Here is a 22,483-nt window from a genome sequence, read left to right on the forward strand (position 1 = left end):
GGGCTAAATATGAGAAATATTACAACATCTGCTTATACGCCAACAGAATTTACAATAGAAAACATTAGTGATACTGTGGCTAAAATCAGTGCTTGGCCTTTTGAGATCGGCTATGGAATCACCCTAGCCCATCCTTTACGCCGTTTGCTTTACACTAGCACCATAGGATATGCTCCAACTGCGATCCATATTGATGGCGTAGCTCATGAATTTGATAGCATGCGTGGTATGCTTGAAGATGTAGCACTTTTTATCATTAATCTAAAAAAACTACGCTTTAAAATTAAAGGCGAATCAAATAAAGAAATAGTAGAATTTAGCTTTAAAGGCTCAAAAGAAATTTACGGCAAAGATCTAAATAATGATCAAGTAGAGGTAGTAAACAAAGACGCCTATCTAGCAACTATCAACGAAGATGCTGAACTCAAATTCACATTGATCGTTGAAAAAGGTATTGGCTATGTACCAAGCGAAGAAATTAAAGAGCTTATAAATGATCCTAAATTTATAGCTTTAGACGCTTTCTTTACACCTGTAAGAGAAGCAACCTATGATATTGAAAAAGTTTTGTTTGAAGATAATCCTGATTATGAAAAAGTGGTTTTAACTGTAACAACTGATGGACAAATCACTCCAAATGAAGCTTTTCAAAATGCTCTAGAAGCTATGTATAAACAATTATCAGTATTTGATAAAATCACCAATGTTAGAAGCGTAATTAAAAATCAAGCAACAAGCAATGAACTAGAAAATACTAAATTATTGCAAAACATTACAGATTTAAATTTAAGTGCTAGAAGTTATAATTGTCTTGAAAAAGCAGGAGTAGTTTACATAGGCGAGCTTGCTTTGATGAGTGTAAGTGAACTTGCAGGGCTTAAAAATTTAGGTAAAAAATCTCTTGATGAAATTAAAAACATCATGGAAAGCATAGGTTTTCCTGTGGGAACTTCTAAGCTTAGCGATAATAAAGAAATACTTAAAAATAAAATCGCAGAATTAAAAGCACAAAACGAAGGATAAAGAATGAGACATAAACATGGATATAGAAAACTTGGCAGAACTTCATCTCATCGTACTGCCTTATTAAAAAATTTAACTATAGCTTTAGTAAATAGCGGAAAAATCGAAACTACTCTACCAAAAGCTAAAGAATTAAGAGGTTATGTAGAAAGATTGATTACTAGAGCAAGACTTGGAGATTTTAACGCTCATAGAGCAGTTTTTGCTTCATTACAAGATAAAAACGCTACTAATAAATTAGTGACTGAAATTGCTCCAAAATTCAAAGATCGCAATGGTGGATATACAAGAATCATCAAAACAAGAATTCGCCGTGGTGATGCTGCTGAAATGGCTTTCATCGAATTTGTAGCTTAATCAAATCCTAGCTTTTGCTAGGATTAATACTTCAATTAAATACCTTAAAAATAAAAAGTTTTAAATAATTATTTTAAATAAAATTAAATTTATTTATTTTCTAAAACCCTTGCTAAAAATTCAACTACTTATGCTAATATAAGTTTTTAATTTTTAATTTCAAGGATATGTTATGCAAGAAAACACTCGTTTACGCATTGCGATACAAAAATCAGGTAGACTTTCAAAAGAATCCATAGAGCTTCTTTCAGAATGTGGTGTTAAAATGCATATCCATGAACAAAGCTTGATCGCTTTTTCTACAAATTTACCCATAGATATTTTACGCGTTAGAGATGATGATATCCCTGGGCTTATTTTTGATGGGGTTGTAGATTTAGGCATTATAGGGGAAAATGTTTTAGAAGAAAATGAACTTGAACGCCAGTCTTTAGGAGAAAATCCAAGCTATAAGCTTTTAAAAAAGCTAGATTTTGGATATTGCCGTCTTTCTCTTGCCTTACCTCAAGAAAATAAATTTCAAAATTTGAAAGATTTTGAAGGCTTAAGGATAGCTACTTCTTATCCACAACTTTTAAAGCGTTTTATGAAAGAAAATGGGATTAATTATAAAAATTGTACGCTTACAGGTTCTGTTGAAGTAGCCCCTAGGGCAAATTTAGCCGATGCGATTTGCGATCTTGTTTCAAGCGGGGCAACTTTACAAGCAAACAATCTTAAAGAAGTTAAAGTCATTTATGAATCTCGTGCTTGTTTGATTCAAAAAGAAAATGCTTTAAGTAAAGAAAAACAAGCCTTAGTGGATAAAATTATGTTGCGTGTAGCAGGAGTAATGCAAGCAAGAGAATCTAAATACATTATGCTTCATGCTCCAAAAGAAAAACTTGATAAAATTCAAGCCCTACTTCCAGGAGTTGAAAGACCGACTATCTTACCTTTAGCACACGATGAAAAAAATGTAGCTTTACATATGGTAAGTAAAGAAAATCTTTTTTGGGAAACCATGGAGGCTTTAAAAGAAGAAGGTGCGAGTTCGATTTTAGTTCTGCCTATAGAAAAAATGTTAAAGTGAGTAAAAAATGCAAATTTTAGTATATGATAATTTGGATGAAAAACAAAAAGAAGAAGCGTTAAAACGCCCTGCTATAAGTGCGAAAGATGAAATTTCAAAAATAGTAAGTTCTATCATTAAAGAAGTGCAAGAAAAAGGCGATGAAGCTTTGATAGAACAAGCTTTGAAATTTGATAAGGCTGAAATTTCAAAGATTAAAATCACTCAAGAAGAAATCACTCAAGCAAGCAATCGTTTAGATAAAGATTTACAAGAAGCTATTTTAGTGGCTTATGAAAATATCAAAAAATTTCACGAAGCCCAAATCCCACATGAAATCGCTCTTGAAACTACAAAAGGCGTTAAATGTGAAGTTTTAACACGCCCTATAGAAAAAGTAGGACTTTACATACCAGGGGGTTTGGCACCTTTGTTTTCAACGGTTTTAATGCTAGCTATTCCTGCAAAAATTGCAGGTTGTGAAAAAATCGTTTTAGCAAGTCCTGCAAAAATCAATGATGCTGTGCTTTTTTGTGCTAAGCTTTGTGGCGTGGATGAAATTTATCAAATGGGCGGTGCAGGAGCTATAGCAGCTTTGGCTTACGGTACCCAAAGTGTTTTAAAGGTGGATAAAATTTTTGGCCCAGGAAATGCCTTTGTAACCGAAGCAAAACGCCAAGTAAGTAGTGATATAAACGGAGCAGCTATTGATATGCAAGCAGGACCTAGTGAAGTTTTAGTCATAGCTGATGATTTAGCTAATGAAAAATTTGTAGCTAGTGATTTGCTTTCACAAGCTGAACATGGTGCAGATTCTCAAGTGATTTTAGTGTGTTTAAGTCAAGATTTTACTAAAAAAGCAAGTGATGAAGTCCAAAGTCAATTAGAACTTTTGCCTCGCAAAGAACTTGCAAGCAAAAGCATTGCTAATTCACGCATTATCATAGCTAAAGATTTAAATCAAGCCTTAGAAATTTCAAATCTTTACGCCCCTGAACATTTGATCATACAAACTCAAAATCCACGAGAACTTTTAAAAGGTGTAAAACACGCAGGATCAGTATTTTTAGGAGCTTATTCCCCAGAGTCTATGGGTGATTATGCAAGTGGGACAAATCATGTTTTACCTACTTATGGACTTACTAAAACGCATTCTAGTTTAGGTTTGGCAGATTTTAGTAAAAGAATGACCGTTCAAGAGTTAAGTAAAGAAGGTTTTTTAGCTTTAGGTAAAAGTGTTGAAATTTTAGCACAAAATGAGCATTTAGACGCGCACAAAAATGCAGTAACTTTTCGTTTAGAAAGCTTAAAATGAGTCAAAAAATCCTTTTTATAGATAGAGATGGCACTTTAATAGAGGAGCCAAAAAGCGATTTTCAAATCGATACTCTTGAAAAATTGCGTTTTGAAAAAGATGCTATTCCCACTCTTTTAAAACTAAAAAAATTTGGATTTAAATTTGTTATGGTAAGCAATCAAGACGGTCTTGGAACACCAAGTTTTCCAAAGGAAAATTTTGAAATCGCTCATGAAAAAATGCTTGATATTTTAAAAAGTTGCGGTATAGAATTTCAAGATATTTTTATTTGTCCGCATTTTGAAAATGAAAATTGTGCTTGCAGAAAACCTAAAACCGCTATGTTAGAAGAGTATATCAAACACGAACTTTATGATAAGGAGCAAAGTTTTGTTATAGGAGATCGTGAAAGTGATATGATCTTGGCTTCAAATTTAGGCGTGCGTGGTTTAAAATACGGCGAACTTTCTTGGAAAGAAATAGAAAATGAAATTTTAAGTTCTTTTAGAAGCGCGAGTTATCAAAGAACTACTAAAGAAACAGATATAAAAGTAAAGGTATGCTTAAATGGGGGTAAGATTAGCATTAAAACAGGTATTGATTTTTTTGATCACATGTTAGAGCAAATCGCTGTACATGGAGGTATAGGGCTTGAAATTTCTTGTAAAGGAGATTTGGAAATCGATGAGCATCATAGCGTTGAAGATGTAGCCTTAGCACTTGGAGCTTGTATCAAAAAAGCTTTAGGGGATAAAATCGGCATTGCAAGATATGGTTTTGCTTTACCTATGGATGAGTGTTTGGCAAGTTGTGCGATGGATTTTTGCAATCGTCCCCATTTAGTCTATAAAGCCAAATTTAAAAAATCTCATTTAGGGGCTTTAAGCACAGAAATGATCGAGCACTTTTTTTATTCTTTAAGCTATGCTATGGGCGTGAGTTTGCATTTAAAAGTTAAAGGCAAAAACGATCATCATAAAGCCGAAGGGCTTTTTAAAGCCTTTGCAAAAGCTTTGAAAATGGCAGTAAAAATAGAAAGTGAAAATTTAGCCAGCTCTAAAGGAGTGATATGAAAATCATCATCATCGATACAGCCTGTGCGAATTTAGCATCTTTGAAATTTTGTCTAGATAGATTAGGTTTTAATGCAACTATCAGTAGGGATTTAAAAGAACTTGAAAGTGCGGATAAGCTTTTTTTACCTGGAGTGGGTACCGCAAAAGAAGCAATGAAAAATTTAGAACAATTTAATCTTATTGATTTTATTCAAAATACCAAAAAACCTTTGCTTGGTATTTGTTTAGGTATGCAAATTTTAGGAAATTTTTCTGAAGAATTAAATCAAGAAACCTTAAAACTCATAGATTTTACAACTCAAAAATTTAAAGCTAAAGAAGGCTTTACTTTTCCACATATGGGATGGAATGAAGTTTATAGCTCTCATGCTTTGTTTAAAGGCTTAGAAGGGGCTTATTTTTATTTTGTGCATAGTTATTGTGTAGGACTTGGGAAATACACTATAGCAGATTGTGAGTATTCGCAAAAATTTAGCGCAAGCGTAATGAAAGATAATTTTTACGGAGTGCAATTTCACCCTGAAAGAAGTAGCGAGGCTGGGGAAATTTTAATTTCAAATTTTATTAAGGATATAGGATGACTCAAATCATACCCGCACTCGATCTTATAGATGGCGAAGTGGTGCGTCTTGTAAAAGGGGATTACGAACAAAAAAAAGTATATAAATACAATCCCTTAAAGAAATTTAAAGAATACGAAAAAGCAGGAGCGAAAGAACTTCATCTTGTAGATCTTACAGGTGCAAAAGATCCTAGCAAAAGACAATTTGCTTTGATAGAAAAATTAGCCAAAGAAGTCAGTGTCAATTTGCAAGTAGGTGGAGGTATACGCTCTAAAGCAGAAGTTAGAGCTTTGCTTGATTGTGGAGTAAAAAGAGTAGTTATAGGATCTATGGCAATTAAAGATGCGACTTTATGTCTTGAAATTTTAAAAGAATTTGGTAGTGAAGCTATAGTTTTAGCCTTAGATACGATTTTAAAAGAAGATTATGTTGTGGCTGTAAATGCTTGGCAAGAAGCAAGCGATAAAAAGCTTATGGAAGTTTTAGATTTTTATAGCAATAAAGGCTTAAAACACATACTTTGCACAGATATTTCAAAAGATGGCACCATGCAAGGAGTAAATGCAAGACTTTATAAACTTATCCATGAAATTTTTCCTCATATTTGCATTCAGGCAAGTGGTGGAGTAGCGAGCTTAAAAGACCTTGAAAACTTAAAAGGAATTTGTAGTGGGGTTATCGTAGGAAAAGCTTTATTAGACGGAGTTTTTAGCGTAGAAGAAGGGATAAGATGTCTAGCAAATTAAGCTACAAAGAACTTACTTTAGAAATTTTAAAACAAAGTGACAGACCTTTAAGTGTTAATGAAATTTGGCAAAAAGCTCTTGAACAAGGCTTAGATAAAAAGCTTTCTAGCATAGGACAAACTCCAATTGCTACTTTAGGGGCTAGGATATATGTTGATATAAAAGAATTGCAACACAATTCTTTGTTTATCAAAGCTTCCCAAAAACCTACAACTTTTTGGCTAAAAGAAAGAGAAAATGAACTTTTAAAGCTTGATAATAAAAATGAAATTACTAACGAAAAACAAGAAAAAAATAAATTTCATGAAAGAGATTTACACCCCTTGCTTGTAAAATTTTTATATGAAAATTTAGATTTTAATTTAAATTGCAAAACAATTTACCATGAACAAAGCAAAAAGGGTAAAGGTGGGGAAGATAAGTGGAATTATCCTGATATTGTAGGGGTTTATTTTCCTTATGATGATTATGAAAAAGAGACCATAACACTTTTAGAAAATATCAAACAAAATAGTTATAAGCTTTTTTCTTTTGAACTTAAAATTGCTTTAAATTTTTCAAATTTAAAAGAATGCTATTTTCAAGCTGTAAGCAATTCTAGCTGGGCAAATGAAGGCTATTTGGTTGTTTTACAAGAAATTGATAGCGAAGTTTTAAGTGAGTTAAGACGCTTAAATCAAAGTTTTGGCATAGGAGTGATAAAACTTGAAAAAGATATTTCAAATTCTCAAATTTTAATTAGTGCAAAAGAAAAAGAACTTGATATTCAAACACTAAATATGCTGATCAATAAAAATCCAAATTTTAAAGAATTTATTGATGATATAAACAAACAAATTAAAGTGGGCAAAGAAGCAAAAATTCAAGCTAATTTTGATGAAATTAAAAGCGATGAAGAAATGGAAAAATATCTTAAAGAAAAATGTATTTTGGAGAAATAAATGCTTACAAAACGCATAATTGCATGTTTAGATGTTAAAGATGGCAGAGTAGTAAAAGGAACACAATTTAAAAACCATAAAGATATGGGAGATATCATAGAGCTTGCTAGGTATTATTCTCAAAATGGTATTGATGAGCTTGTTTTTTATGATATTGCTGCAAGTGCTAGAAAAGAACGCATATCAAGAGAATGGGTAAGTGAAGTAGCAAAAAATATCAATATTCCTTTTTGTGTTGCAGGGGGTATTAAAAGCGAAGAAGATGCAGCTGAACTTTTGGCTAATGGGGCAGATAAAATTTCTATCAATTCTCCTGCTTTAAATGATCCAAGCCTAATCACACGCCTTGCTAAAAGCTTTGGCGTGCAATGCGTAGTAGTAGGGATTGATAGTTTTAAAGATGAAAATGGAAATTTAAAAGTATTTCAATACACAGGGGATGAAAAAACAAGTAAACATAGTGGAAAAAGCACTTTAGAATGGGTTAAAAAAGTGCAAGATCTAGGTGCAGGCGAAATTGTTTTAAATATGATGAATCAAGATGGTGTTAAAAATGGCTATGATTTAGAACAATTAGAAGCTGTATATAAAATTTGTAAAGTACCTTTGATCGCAAGTGGGGGAGCGGGAAAAATGGAACATTTTTTAGAAGCTTTTAAACTAGGTATAGATGGTGCTTTAGCTGCTTCTGTTTTTCATCAAAAACTTATAGACATTAAAGAATTAAAAATTTATCTTAAAAATCAAGGCTTAAGTATAAGGATATAATATGCAAAATTTCAAAGAACTTAATGAAAAAATCGCTTGGCAAAAAGTGGATAATCTTTTACCTGTCATCATCCAAGATGCAAAAACTTGCGAAGTTTTAATGCTAGGCTTTATGAATAATAAAGCCTTAGAAAAAAGCTTAGAAAGTGGCAAAGTAGTCTTTTTTTCACGCACAAAACAGCGTCTTTGGATGAAGGGTGAAGAAAGTGGAAATTTCTTAAATATCATAGATTTAAGCTTAGATTGTGATAATGACACGCTTTTAATTTTAGCAAATCCTGTAGGGCCTACTTGTCATACGGGCGATATTTCTTGTTTTGAAAAAATTTCTAAAAATGCAGATTTTGTTTTTCTAGACAGACTTGAAAAACTTATTAATGCACGCAAAAATGCCGATGAAAATACTTCTTATACAGCAAAACTTTTCAAAAGTGGTACAAAACGCATCGCACAAAAAGTTGGTGAAGAAGGCGTAGAAACAGCTTTAGCAGCGACAGTAAAAGATAAAGAAGAGCTTATTTGTGAAGCAGCGGATTTAATGTATCATTTAAGTGTTTTACTTGCAGATGCAAATCTTAGTTTCTCAGATGTGATTTCAAAATTAAAAGAAAGACATAAAGCTTAAAGCTTTATGTAAAATAAATTTATATCAATGCAAGGCTTCATTAAGTTTGACTGCTTTTTTATTTAAAGCTACTATCATAGCACCACTTATAGAATCTTGACGGAAATGTAGCCCATTTAAACCTTTAAGCTCTAAGCCTTTGTAAATTTCTTTATCAAAATTAAAATAAGGATTAAGTTTAGCAAGTTCTTCGGCATCTTTGAGTAAAAATTTCGTTCCTTCTAGCACTGCAATACCTGCATCAACTATACAATTATCCCCTAAAGGAATTCCTGTCACTGAATTAGCCCCTAAAAGACAAGCCTTGCCTACGCTTATAGCATTGCCACTTGTTCCACTTAAAACACCTAAAATCGAAGCTCCGCCACCTACATCAGAACCTTCTCCTACTATAGCACTTGAACTAATACGCCCTTCAACCATACAAGCTCCTGTTGTACCTGCATTAAAATTCACATAACTTGCCCCTGGCATGATGGTTGTTCCTGCTGCTAAAGACGCACCCATTCTTACTTTAGAACTTTCTAAAATTCTTGTATTATCCTCAGGGATAATATGTGCTAAAAATCTTGGGAATTTATCAACAAAATCGATTTTTGGATATTGATTGCTCATTTTTAAACGCATTTCATTTGCTCTTAAATACTCAAGCTCGATAGGCTTATCATCACTCCAAGCTACATTGCTTAAAAGTCCAAAAGCTCCATTTAAATTGATACTTCTTAAAGGTACTTTTTTAGTAGAAAGCAAATAAAGTTTTAGATAAATACTTTCTACACTTAAAGGTTCTTTATCTTCAAAAAGACAAACAAAAGAAAATTCATCGTCTTTAAATTTATCTTTGATAATCTTTAATAAATCAATATTTTGATGCCCATCTTCTTCTAAAAAAGGTTTAAAACAAGAAAGTGCAAAATCAATATCTTCTAATTTCAAAGTTTGCACAAACTCACTCGCATTAAAATCAATCTCCACGCCCCTTTGCATAAAAGCTTCAAGCATGATTGCCGCTGAGCCAAAATTTTGCTCATAGTTAATCAAAGCAAAACTTGCTTGTAAGATTTTATTTTTATTTAACTGTCCTCTATCAAGCCTTGCTATACCAAAAGCTTTAGGTTTTTTATAGCCACTTTTTTGCTCGATTTGTTTGATTAAAAGTAAAAAATCTTCTTTAGTATTAATCATTTTCTTTTCCTTATCCACTTAATTTTTAATGCGAACACGCACTTTTTCCATTCATCACAGGTTGTATAGCAGAATTATCCGCACCACCTTCATTGTTAATCTTTTCTATAAAACTCCAAATTTTTTCAGCCGCCATTAAATAACGCCTTGAACTCACACTTTCAGGGTGATAAAAACTCACAGGCTTGCCTTCATCTCCACCTTCTCTTACTATCATTTCTATAGGAATTTGTGCTAAAACTTCACTTTTATAGGCTTTTGCCATATCTTCAGCTGTTCCTTTACCAAAAATATCATACTCTTTACCATTATCAGGACATAAAAATCCACTCATATTTTCAATCACACCCGCTATAGGAATATGAAGTTTATTAAACATATCTAAAGCTCTTTTGCTATCGTCTAAAGATACGGTTTGAGGCGTGCTTACACAAACTCCTGCAGTAATAGGAATACTTTGCGCAGAAGTAATTTGTGCATCGCCTGTTCCTGGAGGCATATCTAAAAACAATACATCAAGTTCAGGCCAAATCACATCAGCTAAAAGTTGCTCGATTGCTTTCATAATCATAGCTCCACGCCACATAAGGCCTTGACCCTCTTCGATCAAAACCCCCATACTCATCATATAAACACCATGAGTTAAAATAGGCTTTAATCTCTGCCCTACTACTTCAGGCTGAGTTTTGGTTTCACCTAGCATTCTTGGAATATTTGGCCCATAAATATCCGCGTCTAAAATACCTACTCTTTTTCCCATTTTAGCCATGGAAATTGCTAAATTTACTGTAGTTGTAGATTTACCCACACCACCTTTTCCACTTGAAACCATGATGAAATTTTTTACTTGTGGAGCGATATTTTTTCCACTTCTTGAATTACTTTTTTCTTCAGGAATTTTTGGAGTAATGATATTAAGTTCAATATTTTTTAAAGCCAAACTCGATAAAGCTTCAATAGTATTTTTACGAATTTCATTAGCTACTTCAGGATTTGCTGAAACGATTTCTATATCAATGAATACACCATCATCTTGAATTTTAATATCTTTTACAAAGTTAAAACTCACTATATCCTTTTCAAAACCAGGATATTTTACAGTTTTTAATTTCTCTAAAATTTGTTCTTTCATATTTTTTCCTTGTCTTTTAAAAAAATCAATTTTACTAATAAAATGATAAAATTTAGCTTTTTATAAGTGTATAATATGGTAACATTATAAAAACCAACAATATTAAAAAGAGGAATGAAAAAATGAGTGAAATGAGCCTCATTATGTTAGCAGCTGGAAATTCTACTCGTTTTAATACAAAGGTAAAAAAACAATTTTTACGACTTGGAAATGACCCTCTTTGGCTTTATGCAACAAAAAATTTAAGCTCTTTTTATCCTTTTAAAAAAATAGTTGTTACCTCTAGTAATATCACTTATATGAAAAAATTTACCAAAAACTATGAATTCATAGAAGGTGGTGATACCAGAGCAGAATCCTTAAAAAAAGCCTTAGAGCTCATAGATAGCGAATTTGTTATGGTAAGTGATGTAGCAAGGGTATTGGTGAGTAAAAATTTGTTTGATCGTTTGATTGAAAATTTAGATAAAGCAGATTGTATTACCCCTGCTTTAAAAGTTGCAGATACAACACTTTTTGACAATGAAGCCTTGCAAAGAGAAAAAATCAAACTCATTCAAACCCCGCAAATTTCTAAAACCAAATTGCTTAAAAAAGCCTTGGATCAAAACCTAGAATTTACAGATGATAGCACAGCTATAGCTGCAATGGGTGGAAAAATTTGGTTTGTTGAAGGTGAAGAAAATGCAAGAAAACTAACCTTTAAAGAAGATCTTAAAAAACTTGATTTGCCTACACCTAGCTTTGAAATTTTTACTGGCAATGGTTTTGATGTGCATGAATTTGGAGAGAATCGCCCTTTGCTTTTAGCAGGAGTGCAAATTCATCCTACTATGGGGCTTAAAGCACACAGCGATGGAGATGTTTTAGCTCACTCTTTAACCGATGCGATTTTAGGTGCTGCAGGACTTGGAGATATAGGAGAGCTTTATCCTGATACTGATATGAAATTTAAAAATGCCAACTCCATGGAGCTTTTAAAACAAGCTTATGATAAAGTCAGAGAAATAGGTTTTGAACTCATTAATATAGACATTTGCGTCATGGCACAAAGCCCTAAACTTAAAGACTTTAAACAAGCTATGCAAAGCAATATAGCTCATACTTTAGATTTAGATGAATTTAGAATCAATGTTAAAGCCACAACAACGGAAAAATTGGGTTTTATTGGAAGAAAAGAAGGTATGGCGGTGCTTAGTAGTGTAAATTTAAAATATTTTGATTGGACAAGATTATGAAAGTTTTAATTATTGAAAATGAAATTTATCTAGCGCAAAGCATTAGCATTAAACTAAGTGATGCTGGATATAGCTGTGAAATTATTAACTCGTTTGATGAATACAATGGTGAAAAATACTATGACATTATACTGCTTTCTACAAATACTAATAATTTTCTAAAAGCCGTAGGTCAGTTTAAACATAGTATTATTATTTTGCTTATTTCTTATATAAGTACAGATACAGTTTCAAATCCTTTGAAATTAGGTGCTAGTGATTATATTCAAAAACCCTTTATGATAGAAGAGCTGATTAGAAAAATAAAGCATTATCAGGATTTTAGAAAACTTTCAATCCTTAATAAAGCTTATCAAAGCTATATCAAATCAAGATTAGAAACAATCAAAATTCCAGAGTATAATTATAAAAAATTAAAACTTCCATTGATATTAAAATCCAACAAGCAAAGCAGTGCTGATGCTTTTGTTTTTAATTATGCAAATGAATGTGACATTACTCTTTCTTTTATTGATTTAACATCTACAAATTCAGTTGAAAAAGTTATGAAACTTCCCACAGAAAACAATCTTTTATTTTTGAGTAATTTTCAAGCATTAAAAGCAGCAGAAAAGGAAAAACTCCTAGATTTTATACAAAACAAAAATGTTATTTTGCATACCAATTCAAATACAGATGATTTAAAAATAAACTGCATTAATTTAAATGATAATGAAAAAAATATCAATAGCAATGAAATTTTAACTATAGATGAGTATGTAAAATATGTTATTATAAATTACCAAAATATATTTCCTGATACTGATCTTTCAAAAAAATTAGGCATTTCACGTAAATCTTTATGGGAAAAAAGGAAGAAATATGAAATCAGCAAGAAAAAATAAAAACATTATCATAGATCAAAATGAATTTGGCATCTTATCACTTATTAAAGAAGGTTTGCTAGGCACTTGCACTCATTTAATGAATGAAAAAGAAGTCAATGAAATCATTAAATCAGGAAAATTTAAAGGAGAAAGCTTTCCCTATCCCTTAAGCTTTGCACCAAAAAATGCCGAAGAAGCACTAAATGATATAAAATCTGGCGATAGAATCGATCTCATGCTAGATGAAAAAGTAGTAGGACATATAGATTTTAAAAGCCAATTTAAAAATAATAAAAATTTTTCTGATATTTTCAGTCCTAACACTTGCTCTTTAGAAGACATGGGAACAACTTGCATAAGTGGAAAAATAGAAATTTATAATTCTCAAATTGAAAAAATAAAAGAAAATTTTCAACAAATCAAAAACAATCTTAATGCACAAAAAATTACTGCTATAGTTTCAAGTTTTGATCCTTTGCATCGTGCCCATGAAAGAATGTTTCGTTGGACTATTGATAAAGCAGATTTAGTTGTAATTTTTCTTGTAGAATCTTTTGATGTAAATGGGTTTGAATTCGAACTTAAAGAAGCATATTTGAAAAAATTTATTCAAAACTATCTTCCACCGGATAGAATTTTCATTTTTCCATTAAAAAATATTAATATTTTTCACGCTCATTTAAATCCTGGCTTAGAAAGTATTATCGCAAAAAGTCTAGGTTGTACCAAACTAGTAGTAGGACAAAATCATACAGGACTTGGAATGTTTTATGATGATAACCAACCAAAAACCATACTTGATGATTTTTCCAAGGACTATGGCATAGAAGTGATCGTTTTGCCTGAATTTGTATTTTGCGATCAATGTCGCATGATTGTTAGCACAAGATCTTGCCCTCATGGTTGTCATCACCATTTGCACTATAATTCTCAGTCTTTAAAAGATTTACTAAGAGCGGGTATCATTCCTCCAGCAATTTTCATACGCAAGGAAGTATCTAGTGTTATTTTAACTTCTCTTTTTCCAAATAGATTAAAAAATATGCAAAAAATTTATAATGAGCTTTTTCCAACTGATGGAATTTTAGAATACAAAAATGATGAAGAATTTTATCAAAAACTTTTAGAAATTCATCAAATGTCTTATATGGTGTAATAAAATGCAAAAATTATTTTTAACTTTTTTTTATTCAGGTTCTGTAAAAAAGGCAAGTGGGACTTTTGGTACTATCGCTGCTTTAATACCTGCTTTTTTTATACTTAAATATCTCGGGATTAATACTTTGTTTTTACTAAGCATTTTAATTTTTGTTGCAAGTATTCGTGTTATAGATGATTATGAAAAAAAAACAGGAATTCACGATGACAAACACATAGTTATCGATGAGGTTGCTGGAGTTTTTCTTGCTTGTGCTATTGCAGCAAGTGTTGAAAACTCGATAGTCAATTTTATTTTGGCTTTTGTTTTATTCAGACTCTTTGACATTACAAAACCTTCTATTATTGGTAAGATAGATAAAAAAGTCAAAGGCGGACTAGGTGTAATGCTTGATGATATGTTAGCAGGATTGTTTGCTGGACTTTTAAGTGCGGTAATTTATGGATTTTTACTTAAATTTAATTTAGTTTTTTGGGATATAAATTTAAAAGATTTATTTTGAAATTTTGCTTAAATTAATTAAATTTTAAATTTTATTCTTATATAATTTAGTCTTTAATTTCAAAAAAAGGAAAATATAAATGGCAAACCATAAATCTGCTGAAAAAAGAGCAAGACAAACTATTAAAAAAACAGAAAGAAATAGATTCTATAGAACAAGACTTAAAAATATAACTAAAGCCGTAAGAGAAGCTGCAGCAAATGGAAATAAAAATGCTGCTAATGAAGCTTTAAAAGTAGCTAATAAAAGCATTCATGCTATGGTAAGTCGCGGTTTCATTAAAAAACAAACTGCTTCTCGCCGTGTAAGCCGCTTAGCCCTTTTAGTAAATAAAATCGCATAATTTTCTATATAGTTTTTAATGTTAGCTAGCAAACTAGATCCTTTTTTTAAACGCTTTGAAGAGTTAAATTCTCTTCTTAGCAGTTCTGATATACTCAACGATATCAGTAAAATGACTACACTCTCTAAAGAACAAAAAAATTTAGAACCTATCGTTTTAAAAGCTAAAGAGTATTTAAAAACTTTAGACAATATAGAAGAAAATAAAGCTTTGCTAAACGATCCAGAACTTGGGGAACTTGCAAAAGAAGAACTAAAAACTTTAGAAGAATTAAAACCGAAACTTGAAGAAGAGATTAAAATTTTACTTCTTCCTAAAGATCCCAATGATGAAAGAAATATTTTTCTTGAAATTCGTGCAGGCACAGGTGGCGATGAGGCATCTTTATTTGTGGGAGATCTTGTAAAAGCTTATGCAAGATATGCTGAAAATCGCGGCTATAAACTTGAGATTGTAAGCTCTAGTGAAGGAAGCGTAGGTGGATTTAAAGAAATCATCATGCTTGTTAAAGGAACAGGGGCTTATTCAAGACTTAAATATGAAGGTGGAACGCACCGTGTTCAAAGAGTTCCTCAAACAGAATCCCAAGGACGCGTGCATACTTCTGCTATCACCGTGGCAGTAATGCCAGAAGTTGATGATATAGAAATCGAAATCAATCCAAACGATCTTAAAGTTGATGTTATGCGATCTTCAGGACATGGTGGACAAAGTGTAAATACTACTGATTCAGCTGTTCGTATCACTCATATCCCTACAGGTATAGTTGTAGTCAATCAAGATGGAAAAAGCCAACACAAAAATAAAGAAAGTGCGATGAAAGTCCTAAAAGCAAGGCTTTATGAAATGCAAGAGAGTGAAAGACTAGCAAAAGAAAGTGAAGCAAGAAAATCACAAGTAGGAAGCGGAGATAGAAGCGAACGCATTCGCACTTACAATTTTCCACAAAATCGTATCAGCGATCATAGAATAAATCTTACTTTATATCGCTTAGATGCCATTATGCAAGATGGGCTTTTTGATGAAATCATAGAACCTTTAATCACTCATCATCAAGCCCAAGCTTTACAAGAACAAAATTTATAAGATTTTATATAAATTAATGCTTATGTAGGAATTTATGTGGATTTCCACTAGCACCTACATGTGCAACATTTCCATTTTCTATATCATAAGCTTGACCAAAACCTTTTACAAAGCGTCCTTTTTTAAATTCAAGCTTTACTAGATGAAAATCAAGCATCTTACGTATAGTTTTAATGCCTCCTTCTCCTCCGGTTTGTTTTTCAAACTCATCATAAATTTGATCAAATCTTTCATCTCTCTCTAAAAAACTTGCATCTACTCTATAGCGCAATCTTTTACGAAGTATAACAGAAGCGGCTTTACTCTCATCCTCTAAAAACATTATTTCTATATTGTTTGGATTTACTTTGATGTTGTTAAAATGTTCACTTACTTCACTTATATAAATATAATTTCCCCATTGTGTGCTTACAAAAGGTGCATACGAGCAAACAACTTCTCCATTTGCATTTAAAGTTGCCAAAGCTACAGAATTAAAACTTAGCATAAATTCATTTAATTCTTTTTCTACACCACTAAAATTTTGCTCGCTCTTTGCACTCATGCAAAGGGATATTATAGCATCTTTAATCGTGTTTTCATCGGCTTTTTTAGGAAATTCCACTCGTAAATTTTCTTTATCATTGTAAACAAGATCTAAGCCATTAAAATCAACACTTTTTAGAAAAACATCTTGTACTTGCTCAATACCACCAAATTTTTTACAAAGATCGACTAAATTTGATTTATGATGATCATTCATATGAGAAATAATGCTTTCAAAATTCATTTTTATCCTTTCTTGATTTTAAAATAAAATATTAAAAAAAATGGTATCAATTATCAAATTAAAAAGCACTTAAAATATATAAATTATCTATTTTAACAAAAATTTATACTAGATTAAGTTAATAAAGGATAAATTTATTTCTAAATTATTATGATATAAATTATCATTATTTATTTTATTTAAGGAGTAAAATTTGCACCCAAATAAAAAGTTTTATAAGTTATTTAAGTTATCTTTATTTGCATTATTACTAATAACTAATTTAAATGCACAAGAATCAAATGAAGCTATCAATCTACAAAAAGTTGTTGTTAGTGCAACAGGTTTTGAACAAGATGCAGACTCAAATTTACGCAATGTAATCAGCATTGAAGGCAAAGATCTGCAAAATAAAGGTTATGTTTCCTTAGAACAAGCCTTAGAAAGAATTTCGGGCATTAGTTTTGTAAATTTTGGACTTGGACGCAATATAGACATGCGTGGACAAGGAAATAAGTCCAATATAGCTGTAAAAGTTATGATCGATGGGCGTGCTATTAATGTTCTTGATAATTCCCATGGTGTAACCCCGCTAAATAGTATCAATTTAGATAATGTAGAACGCATAGAAATCATACCTGGGGGTGGGTCTGTGCTTTATGGAAATGGTACTAGAGGGGGTGTGATTAATATCATTACAAAAAAACAAAAATCAGATGCTTTTGCTATAAATTTAAAAAGCAGTGCTTATGATCATGGTAGATTAGATGGGAATTTAGGTATCAATGGCGCCAAACAAATAAATGAAAATTTAGCTTTTAGCTTTGATATACAAAGTTTTAACCTTGATGGATATCAAGAAGGTTATAATGAAAAAGGCTATTTTATCAACACAAAAACCTATATTGATATCAATGATAATAGCGATTTAACTTTGGGTTATAATTATTTTAAAAGCAAAAATACTAGCAGTGGTTATCTAACAAAAGCACAAGCTCAAAGCAATCCAACTCAAAAAGGTAAGAGTGATAATATCACACAAATCAATCGCCCTGAAATTTCTTTGGATTATCATTACTATTTTGATGATATATGGGAATTTAACCTAGAAGCTTTTTGGCAAAATCAAAAAATCAATTATCTAAAAGATGAAATTTCTATGAAGGGAACTACAGCTTATCAAAATGGAAGTGGCTTTGAAGACACACTTACAGGGATAAGTTTAAAAAACAAGCTAAATTATGCAAATAATTCTTATTTTATTTTTGGTTATGAATTTGCAAACCATGATGCAAAAAGAAAGAGTTTGGTGTATTATAGCGTTCCAGGTGTCATAAATTATCACAGGATGACAACTTTAATGGATATGGATAAACAAAGCCATTCTATTTTCGCTCTTGATTCTCATGAATTTAATGATATTTTTAGTATTTCAGGTGGAGCAAGATATGAATTTAGCACTTATAATACCAATAGATCTTATAGAAATGAAATGAGTATGAACGGAAAACCGCCATCATCAAATCCTATGATCACAGACCAAACAACCCTTTTTGATACCGATAAAAACACCAATAATTTTGCTTTTGAAATCACCCCTAACTTTAAATACTCTGACACAGGAAAGCTTTATATCAAATACGAAAGAGGTTTTGTCTCTCCAAGTCCAGCACAATTTGTCAATAAGGATCAAAAAACTCAAAAGTATTATTCTGCAAATTTAAATCCTGAGATCTTTGATACCTTTGAACTAGGAATTGATGATTTTTGGTGGGATTTTTACGGCTTTAATCTAACTTTATTTTACACTCTAAGCAAAGATGAAATTTCTTATCTTGGAAACCCTCATTCTACTAGTGGATCTTGGTGGAAATATTATAATATAGATCAAACTCGCCGTTTAGGAGTAGAATTAAGTCTGAGTCAAAATTTTTTAGATGATGATTTAATCTTTAGAGAAAGTCTAACTTATCTTGATGCTAAAATTTCTAAAGGTGTTAATGACAGCATGAGAATTCCTTATGTTTCAAAAATCAAAGCCACAGCTGGGCTTGAATACGCTTGGAATAAAAATTTCTCAAATTTTGTTGATTTAACCTATTTTTCTAGAGCAAAAGATGGTGGAACTATAAATGAAAATACAGGAAAAATGTCTAAAAATTCTTGGATAAGGGATTATTTTTTAACAGATATTGGCATGAAATATAATTATAAAAAATTACAAATTTTAGCAGGAATTCGCAATCTTTTCGATAAAAGATACTACACCTATCAAGACAGTATAAATGATCAATACCTAGCTGGGAATGGCAGAAACTACTATATTGAATTTAAATACGCATTCTAAAATTTTAGTGATTATAGGGCTTTTGGTAGCTTATATAATCGCTTCTTTTATAGCACTTTGCTTAGGAGATGAGAATTTAAACCCAAAAGAACTTTTTTCATATATCTTTAGCCAAGATGAAATTTTAAGACAAATCATCATAGATGGACGCTTACCACGCATTATAATGGCGATTTTAATCGGTATGCTTTTAGCTAGTAGTGGGGCTATCACTCAAAATGTATTTTCAAATCCTATAGCTGATCCTTATATCATAGGTATAGCTTCTGCGGCAACCTTTGGAGCGGTTTTGGCGTATTTGTTAAAATTGAATGATTATTATTATGGAATTTTAGGTTTTGTTTGCTCTGCCTTTTTTGCCCTAGGAGTTTTTAAAATTTCTTCTAAAGCTTCTATAGCAACTTTACTCATTATCGGCATAGCAGCTTCATCTTTTTTAGGGGCTTTTACTTCTTTTTTCACTTATCTTATAGGCGAGGATTCCTTTAAAATAGTCGCTTGGCTTATGGGAAATATAGGCAATGCTTCTTGGTTTCGTGTGGGAATTTTAATCTTACCTTTAATTTTTTGTTTGTTTTATTTTTACGCTCATAAAAACGAATTAAACATACTTTTAAGCGGAGATGATGAAGCTAGAAATCTAGGGGTAAATGCTCAAAAATTAAAGATAAATTTACTCATTGTCTCATCCTTGGCTGTATCTTTTGCGGTTGCTTTTAGCGGACTTATAGGCTTTGTTGGACTCATCATTCCTCATACTATAAGACTTTTGCTTAAAAATTATGACAATGCCTTGGTTATCCCTTTATGTACAGCATTTGGAGGATTATTTTTACTTATTTGTGATACTTTAGCAAGAACTCTTTTAACCCCTGTACAAATTCCGATTGGAATTTTAACTGCATTTTTTGGAGCTCCTATTTTTTTATACTTGGCTTTAAGCACTAGGAGATTTTTATAATGCTAAAAATACAAGATTTAAACTTTGCTTATCACCAAAAAGATTTACTAAAAAACATTCATTTAGAACTTAAAAATCAGGCTTTTATAGGAATTTTAGGGCCAAATGGCTCAGGCAAAAGCACTCTTTTAAAACTTATACTTAAAAATTTAAGTCCAAATAAAGGAGAAATAAGTCTTTTTAATACAAATATCAAAGATTTTTCTCTTAAAGAATTTGCCAAAATTTGTGGCTTTGTGCCTCAAAAATCAGAATTAAACACCCCTTTAAAAGTCATCGATGTGCTTTTAATGAGTAAATATGCGAATTTAAAACACGCTTTTAGTTCTTATTCTAAAGAAGATATTTTAGAAATTAAAGAATTTGCTAAGGATTTAAGACTTGAAAATTTTCTAGAAAGAAGCATACTTTCTTTAAGCGGAGGTGAATTTCAAAGAATGCTTTTAGCAAGAGCTTTGCTTAAAAAGCCAAAAATTCTTTTTTTAGATGAACCCACTTCAGCCCTTGATTTAAACTATGCTATAGAGCTTTTAAGCCTTTGCGAAAAACGAGTTAAAGAAAAAAATATAGCCGTTGTTGCTATCTTGCATGATTTAAATTTAGCTTCTATGTTTTGTGATAAAATCCTTTTTTTAAAAGAAGGGGAAATAAAGTATTTTGGAACGAGTAAAGAGCTTTTTACTCAAGAAATTTTAAAAGAAATTTATGATTTAAACTGCGAGATTATTTATAAAAATTCTAAACCTTATATTTTAGCTTTAAAGGAGAAAAAATGAAAAAAATTTTAATTATTATGAGTTTGTTTTTAATCACACTAAATGCAAAAGAACGCCTTGTAGTGCTTGATCCTGCAAGCATAGAAACCCTTTTTATGCTTAAGGCTGAAGATCAAATCGTAGGCATTGCCACTTTACAACACTCAAATATCTATCCCAAAGATCAAACCTCAAAACTTACAAGTGTAGGCACTTTTTCAAATCCTTCGCTTGAAAAAATAGTAGCATTAAAACCAAGTTTGGTGATTTTAAGCTCTTATTCTTTAAATTTAGAAGAAGGACTTAAAAATTTTGGTATCAAAAGTATCAATTTAAAAGCCGATCGTTTAGAAGATATAACAAAAAATATCACAACCTTAGGCCAAATCACGAAAAAAGAAAAAGAAGCAGAGCTTTTAAAACAAGAATTTGCTCAAAATTTAAAAAAATTAAGCGATAAACCCTTAAATAAAAGTGCGATTTATCTTTATTCTAGCAACCCTTTAATGGCTTTTAATGATAATTCTTTAATAGCTGATATTTTAAGACTTATAGGGATTAAAAATTTAAGCCCACAAAGTCAAATTTCAAGACCTGTTATATCAGCAGAATACATACTGAAACAAAATCCGGACATACTCATTCTTGGAATCGGTGCCAAGAATAATCTTTTAGATACAAATGCTTTATTGAAAAATACTAAAGCAGTTAAAACAGGAAGTATTTATTTTAACAAAGATACACCTATATTATTACGTCTTAGTCCTAAGATAATAGATAGAATTCAAGAATTTAAAACAAAGCTAGAAAATAACAATTTTTAATCACTCAATCTTACTTTAAAAAATTCGCAAGTTTGACAAAGTTTTTCTATGCGTTTATCTTCTTCAAAAGCTTTTTTTATCATCTTGATACGCGGTGATTTAAAAAGCTTATCAAAGTTATTTTCAAAAACATTTCCCAAGTTAATATCTGCTTTAGTATCCAAACAGCAAGGCACCAAACTTCCATCACTTAAAATCCCAATTTGCTCTTTTAAAGCATGACATTTTCCTTTTTTATAAAGGGGTTCATCTTTTAAATTTGGCCATTTAAAAAGTTTATTTTGATGAAGCAAAATATGTCTTTGTAAGCGATTTTTACTTAATCCTGTATCGATCTTAGCTTCAAATTCTTTGGCCAAAAACTCATAAATTTTTAAATTTGACTTAGGCACTTTAAAATTAGTGTCTAAATTCCAAAGTCTTAGATTGATAAAAGAAAGGCTTTTTTGCTCTAAATGCTTTTTGCAAAGTTCTAAAATAGGCTTAAAATACTGCTCTAAAGAAATTTTACTTTGACTTAAAAAAGACATTAAAGAAATATTGATTTGATGGATATTCTCATACCCTAACAATAAAGCTTGATTTTTAGAATTTAGATAAAAGCCACTTGTAGTGATTTCAAGTTTCATAGCTTCATCTTTTGCGATTTTTAGATAATTTTCCAAATTAGGCAAAAGCAAAGGATCACCCAAAAGATGAAAGGTAAAAAGCTCAGCTTTATTAGAAATTTCATAAGCTAAGTTTTGAAATTTTTCTTCACTCATTACCCCGCGAATTCCTTTTTGAGAAGGACAAAAATCACATTTTAAACCACAAATATCGCTTAATTCTATATATATTTTTTTAAATTTCATTGTATTTCCTAGAGTAAACATTTTACTGAAATTTAT

At 31.2% G+C, this 22,483-nt stretch carries 24 protein-coding genes; 20 read left to right on the plus strand and 4 right to left on the minus strand.

Annotation, left to right across the window (positions count from 1 at the left end; translation table 11 throughout):
* The first annotated feature begins 9 nt into the window (after positions 1–9).
* The 10 genes from OT390_RS08070 (at position 10) to hisIE (ending at position 8,447) form a co-directional block, all read left to right on the plus strand.
* Positions 10–1,023 (plus strand): DNA-directed RNA polymerase subunit alpha, encoded by a 1,014-nt coding sequence (locus OT390_RS08070; RefSeq protein ID WP_002855748.1) that lies wholly within the window; start codon positions 10–12, stop codon positions 1,021–1,023.
* Between the two features lie 3 nt (positions 1,024–1,026).
* A complete protein-coding gene (gene rplQ, locus OT390_RS08075; RefSeq protein WP_070290235.1) occupies positions 1,027–1,380 on the plus strand; it encodes a 50S ribosomal protein L17 in 354 nt (117 codons plus the stop codon).
* 172 nt (positions 1,381–1,552) lie between these two features.
* Positions 1,553–2,452: an ATP phosphoribosyltransferase gene (hisG, locus tag OT390_RS08080; protein WP_002858407.1), complete on the plus strand. Its 900-nt coding sequence runs from the start codon at positions 1,553–1,555 to the stop codon at positions 2,450–2,452.
* A gap of 7 nt (positions 2,453–2,459) precedes the next feature.
* Positions 2,460–3,746: a histidinol dehydrogenase gene (gene hisD, locus OT390_RS08085; protein ID WP_002860059.1), complete on the plus strand. Its 1,287-nt coding sequence runs from the start codon at positions 2,460–2,462 to the stop codon at positions 3,744–3,746.
* A complete protein-coding gene (gene hisB / locus OT390_RS08090; RefSeq protein WP_002898901.1) occupies positions 3,743–4,801 on the plus strand; it encodes a bifunctional histidinol-phosphatase/imidazoleglycerol-phosphate dehydratase HisB in 1,059 nt (352 codons plus the stop codon). The genes hisD and hisB overlap by 4 nt, the downstream gene beginning before the upstream one ends.
* Complete coding sequence (gene hisH / locus OT390_RS08095) at positions 4,798–5,385, plus strand: imidazole glycerol phosphate synthase subunit HisH (protein ID WP_002851270.1); 588 nt, start codon at positions 4,798–4,800, stop codon at positions 5,383–5,385. Before hisB ends, hisH begins: the two co-directional genes overlap by 4 nt.
* Entirely contained in the window at positions 5,382–6,113 is a 732-nt protein-coding gene (hisA, locus tag OT390_RS08100) for a 1-(5-phosphoribosyl)-5-[(5-phosphoribosylamino)methylideneamino]imidazole-4-carboxamide isomerase (RefSeq protein WP_002876242.1), read from the plus strand. The genes hisH and hisA overlap by 4 nt, the downstream gene beginning before the upstream one ends.
* On the plus strand, positions 6,098–7,054 hold the full coding sequence (locus tag OT390_RS08105) for a COG2958 family protein (RefSeq protein ID WP_002851346.1): 957 nt from the start codon (positions 6,098–6,100) through the stop codon (positions 7,052–7,054). The genes hisA and OT390_RS08105 overlap by 16 nt, the downstream gene beginning before the upstream one ends.
* A complete protein-coding gene (hisF, locus tag OT390_RS08110; protein WP_002860062.1) occupies positions 7,055–7,822 on the plus strand; it encodes an imidazole glycerol phosphate synthase subunit HisF in 768 nt (255 codons plus the stop codon). It begins immediately after the preceding gene.
* Position 7,823: 1 nt separating this feature from the next.
* Positions 7,824–8,447, plus strand: a complete 624-nt coding sequence (hisIE, locus tag OT390_RS08115) for a bifunctional phosphoribosyl-AMP cyclohydrolase/phosphoribosyl-ATP diphosphatase HisIE (protein WP_002868303.1) — start codon at positions 7,824–7,826, stop codon at positions 8,445–8,447.
* A 24-nt stretch (positions 8,448–8,471) separates the two neighbouring features.
* Here the strand turns inward: hisIE and OT390_RS08120 are convergent, their stop codons facing one another.
* Positions 8,472–9,632: a tetrahydrodipicolinate N-succinyltransferase N-terminal domain-containing protein gene (locus OT390_RS08120; RefSeq protein WP_002851311.1), complete on the minus strand. Its 1,161-nt coding sequence runs from the start codon at positions 9,630–9,632 to the stop codon at positions 8,472–8,474.
* Positions 9,633–9,657: 25 nt separating this feature from the next.
* Positions 9,658–10,764, minus strand: a complete 1,107-nt coding sequence (locus OT390_RS08125) for an Mrp/NBP35 family ATP-binding protein (protein WP_002884737.1) — start codon at positions 10,762–10,764, stop codon at positions 9,658–9,660.
* A 122-nt stretch (positions 10,765–10,886) separates the two neighbouring features.
* Between OT390_RS08125 and OT390_RS08130 the strand changes: the two genes are divergently transcribed.
* The 6 genes from OT390_RS08130 (at position 10,887) to prfA (ending at position 15,958) form a co-directional block, all read left to right on the plus strand.
* The gene (locus OT390_RS08130) at positions 10,887–12,002 is read left to right on the plus strand and encodes a bifunctional 2-C-methyl-D-erythritol 4-phosphate cytidylyltransferase/2-C-methyl-D-erythritol 2,4-cyclodiphosphate synthase (protein ID WP_002851397.1); all 1,116 of its coding nucleotides are present in this window, start codon (positions 10,887–10,889) and stop codon (positions 12,000–12,002) included.
* On the plus strand, positions 11,999–12,886 hold the full coding sequence (locus tag OT390_RS08135) for a response regulator (RefSeq protein WP_002851295.1): 888 nt from the start codon (positions 11,999–12,001) through the stop codon (positions 12,884–12,886). The genes OT390_RS08130 and OT390_RS08135 overlap by 4 nt, the downstream gene beginning before the upstream one ends.
* Positions 12,864–14,024 (plus strand): sulfate adenylyltransferase, encoded by a 1,161-nt coding sequence (locus OT390_RS08140; protein WP_002851486.1) that lies wholly within the window; start codon positions 12,864–12,866, stop codon positions 14,022–14,024. Before OT390_RS08135 ends, OT390_RS08140 begins: the two co-directional genes overlap by 23 nt.
* A 4-nt stretch (positions 14,025–14,028) precedes the next feature.
* Positions 14,029–14,529 carry a phosphatidylglycerophosphatase A gene (locus OT390_RS08145; protein WP_002851418.1) on the plus strand — a complete coding sequence of 167 codons (501 nt, stop codon included), beginning with the start codon at positions 14,029–14,031 and terminating at the stop codon, positions 14,527–14,529.
* Positions 14,530–14,608: 79 nt separating this feature from the next.
* The gene (gene rpsT / locus OT390_RS08150; protein ID WP_002851317.1) at positions 14,609–14,872 is read left to right on the plus strand and encodes a 30S ribosomal protein S20; all 264 of its coding nucleotides are present in this window, start codon (positions 14,609–14,611) and stop codon (positions 14,870–14,872) included.
* An 18-nt stretch (positions 14,873–14,890) separates the two neighbouring features.
* Positions 14,891–15,958 (plus strand): peptide chain release factor 1, encoded by a 1,068-nt coding sequence (gene prfA / locus OT390_RS08155; protein ID WP_002851189.1) that lies wholly within the window; start codon positions 14,891–14,893, stop codon positions 15,956–15,958.
* 13 nt (positions 15,959–15,971) lie between these two features.
* On the opposite strand, the gene OT390_RS08160 is transcribed toward prfA, so the two are convergent.
* Positions 15,972–16,727 (minus strand): HugZ family heme oxygenase, encoded by a 756-nt coding sequence (locus tag OT390_RS08160; RefSeq protein ID WP_394535951.1) that lies wholly within the window; start codon positions 16,725–16,727, stop codon positions 15,972–15,974.
* A gap of 193 nt (positions 16,728–16,920) precedes the next feature.
* On the opposite strand from OT390_RS08160, the gene OT390_RS08165 reads away from it, so the two are divergent.
* Genes OT390_RS08165 through OT390_RS08180 form a run of 4 tightly spaced genes read left to right on the plus strand, consistent with a single transcriptional unit; the run spans position 16,921 to position 21,593 of the window.
* Positions 16,921–19,053 carry a TonB-dependent receptor gene (locus OT390_RS08165; RefSeq protein ID WP_406611485.1) on the plus strand — a complete coding sequence of 711 codons (2,133 nt, stop codon included), beginning with the start codon at positions 16,921–16,923 and terminating at the stop codon, positions 19,051–19,053.
* Positions 19,028–20,014 (plus strand): iron ABC transporter permease, encoded by a 987-nt coding sequence (locus OT390_RS08170; protein ID WP_032587426.1) that lies wholly within the window; start codon positions 19,028–19,030, stop codon positions 20,012–20,014. The genes OT390_RS08165 and OT390_RS08170 overlap by 26 nt, the downstream gene beginning before the upstream one ends.
* Entirely contained in the window at positions 20,014–20,790 is a 777-nt protein-coding gene (locus OT390_RS08175; protein WP_032587418.1) for an ABC transporter ATP-binding protein, read from the plus strand. Before OT390_RS08170 ends, OT390_RS08175 begins: the two co-directional genes overlap by 1 nt.
* Entirely contained in the window at positions 20,787–21,593 is an 807-nt protein-coding gene (locus OT390_RS08180; protein WP_032587416.1) for an ABC transporter substrate-binding protein, read from the plus strand. Before OT390_RS08175 ends, OT390_RS08180 begins: the two co-directional genes overlap by 4 nt.
* Here OT390_RS08180 and OT390_RS08185 read toward each other — a convergent pair.
* Positions 21,590–22,447 (minus strand): radical SAM/SPASM domain-containing protein, encoded by an 858-nt coding sequence (locus OT390_RS08185; protein WP_032587415.1) that lies wholly within the window; start codon positions 22,445–22,447, stop codon positions 21,590–21,592. The two genes, OT390_RS08180 and OT390_RS08185, sit on opposite strands and share 4 nt — an antisense overlap.
* Between the last annotated feature and the right edge of the window lie 36 nt (positions 22,448–22,483).

This window comes from Campylobacter sp. CFSAN122748 (genome assembly GCF_045277125.1).
In the GTDB taxonomy this organism is placed as follows: domain Bacteria; phylum Campylobacterota; class Campylobacteria; order Campylobacterales; family Campylobacteraceae; genus Campylobacter_D; species Campylobacter_D jejuni.

Excerpts from the sequence above, each read along its gene's own strand:
- OT390_RS08070 (WP_002855748.1), top strand. The coding sequence starts at position 10 with ATGAGAAATATTACAACATCTGCTTATACGCCAACAGAATTTACAATA.
- rplQ (WP_070290235.1), top strand. The coding sequence starts at position 1,027 with ATGAGACATAAACATGGATATAGAAAACTTGGCAGAACTTCATCTCAT.
- hisG (WP_002858407.1), top strand. The coding sequence starts at position 1,553 with ATGCAAGAAAACACTCGTTTACGCATTGCGATACAAAAATCAGGTAGA.
- hisD (WP_002860059.1), top strand. The coding sequence starts at position 2,460 with ATGCAAATTTTAGTATATGATAATTTGGATGAAAAACAAAAAGAAGAA.
- hisB (WP_002898901.1), top strand. The coding sequence starts at position 3,743 with ATGAGTCAAAAAATCCTTTTTATAGATAGAGATGGCACTTTAATAGAG.
- hisH (WP_002851270.1), top strand. The coding sequence starts at position 4,798 with ATGAAAATCATCATCATCGATACAGCCTGTGCGAATTTAGCATCTTTG.
- hisA (WP_002876242.1), top strand. The coding sequence starts at position 5,382 with ATGACTCAAATCATACCCGCACTCGATCTTATAGATGGCGAAGTGGTG.
- OT390_RS08105 (WP_002851346.1), top strand. The coding sequence starts at position 6,098 with ATGTCTAGCAAATTAAGCTACAAAGAACTTACTTTAGAAATTTTAAAA.
- hisF (WP_002860062.1), top strand. The coding sequence starts at position 7,055 with ATGCTTACAAAACGCATAATTGCATGTTTAGATGTTAAAGATGGCAGA.
- hisIE (WP_002868303.1), top strand. The coding sequence starts at position 7,824 with ATGCAAAATTTCAAAGAACTTAATGAAAAAATCGCTTGGCAAAAAGTG.
- OT390_RS08120 (WP_002851311.1), bottom strand. The coding sequence starts at position 9,632 with ATGATTAATACTAAAGAAGATTTTTTACTTTTAATCAAACAAATCGAG.
- OT390_RS08125 (WP_002884737.1), bottom strand. The coding sequence starts at position 10,764 with ATGAAAGAACAAATTTTAGAGAAATTAAAAACTGTAAAATATCCTGGT.
- OT390_RS08130 (WP_002851397.1), top strand. The coding sequence starts at position 10,887 with ATGAGTGAAATGAGCCTCATTATGTTAGCAGCTGGAAATTCTACTCGT.
- OT390_RS08135 (WP_002851295.1), top strand. The coding sequence starts at position 11,999 with ATGAAAGTTTTAATTATTGAAAATGAAATTTATCTAGCGCAAAGCATT.
- OT390_RS08140 (WP_002851486.1), top strand. The coding sequence starts at position 12,864 with ATGAAATCAGCAAGAAAAAATAAAAACATTATCATAGATCAAAATGAA.
- OT390_RS08145 (WP_002851418.1), top strand. The coding sequence starts at position 14,029 with ATGCAAAAATTATTTTTAACTTTTTTTTATTCAGGTTCTGTAAAAAAG.
- rpsT (WP_002851317.1), top strand. The coding sequence starts at position 14,609 with ATGGCAAACCATAAATCTGCTGAAAAAAGAGCAAGACAAACTATTAAA.
- prfA (WP_002851189.1), top strand. The coding sequence starts at position 14,891 with ATGTTAGCTAGCAAACTAGATCCTTTTTTTAAACGCTTTGAAGAGTTA.
- OT390_RS08160 (WP_394535951.1), bottom strand. The coding sequence starts at position 16,727 with ATGAATTTTGAAAGCATTATTTCTCATATGAATGATCATCATAAATCA.
- OT390_RS08175 (WP_032587418.1), top strand. The coding sequence starts at position 20,014 with ATGCTAAAAATACAAGATTTAAACTTTGCTTATCACCAAAAAGATTTA.
- OT390_RS08180 (WP_032587416.1), top strand. The coding sequence starts at position 20,787 with ATGAAAAAAATTTTAATTATTATGAGTTTGTTTTTAATCACACTAAAT.
- OT390_RS08185 (WP_032587415.1), bottom strand. The coding sequence starts at position 22,447 with ATGAAATTTAAAAAAATATATATAGAATTAAGCGATATTTGTGGTTTA.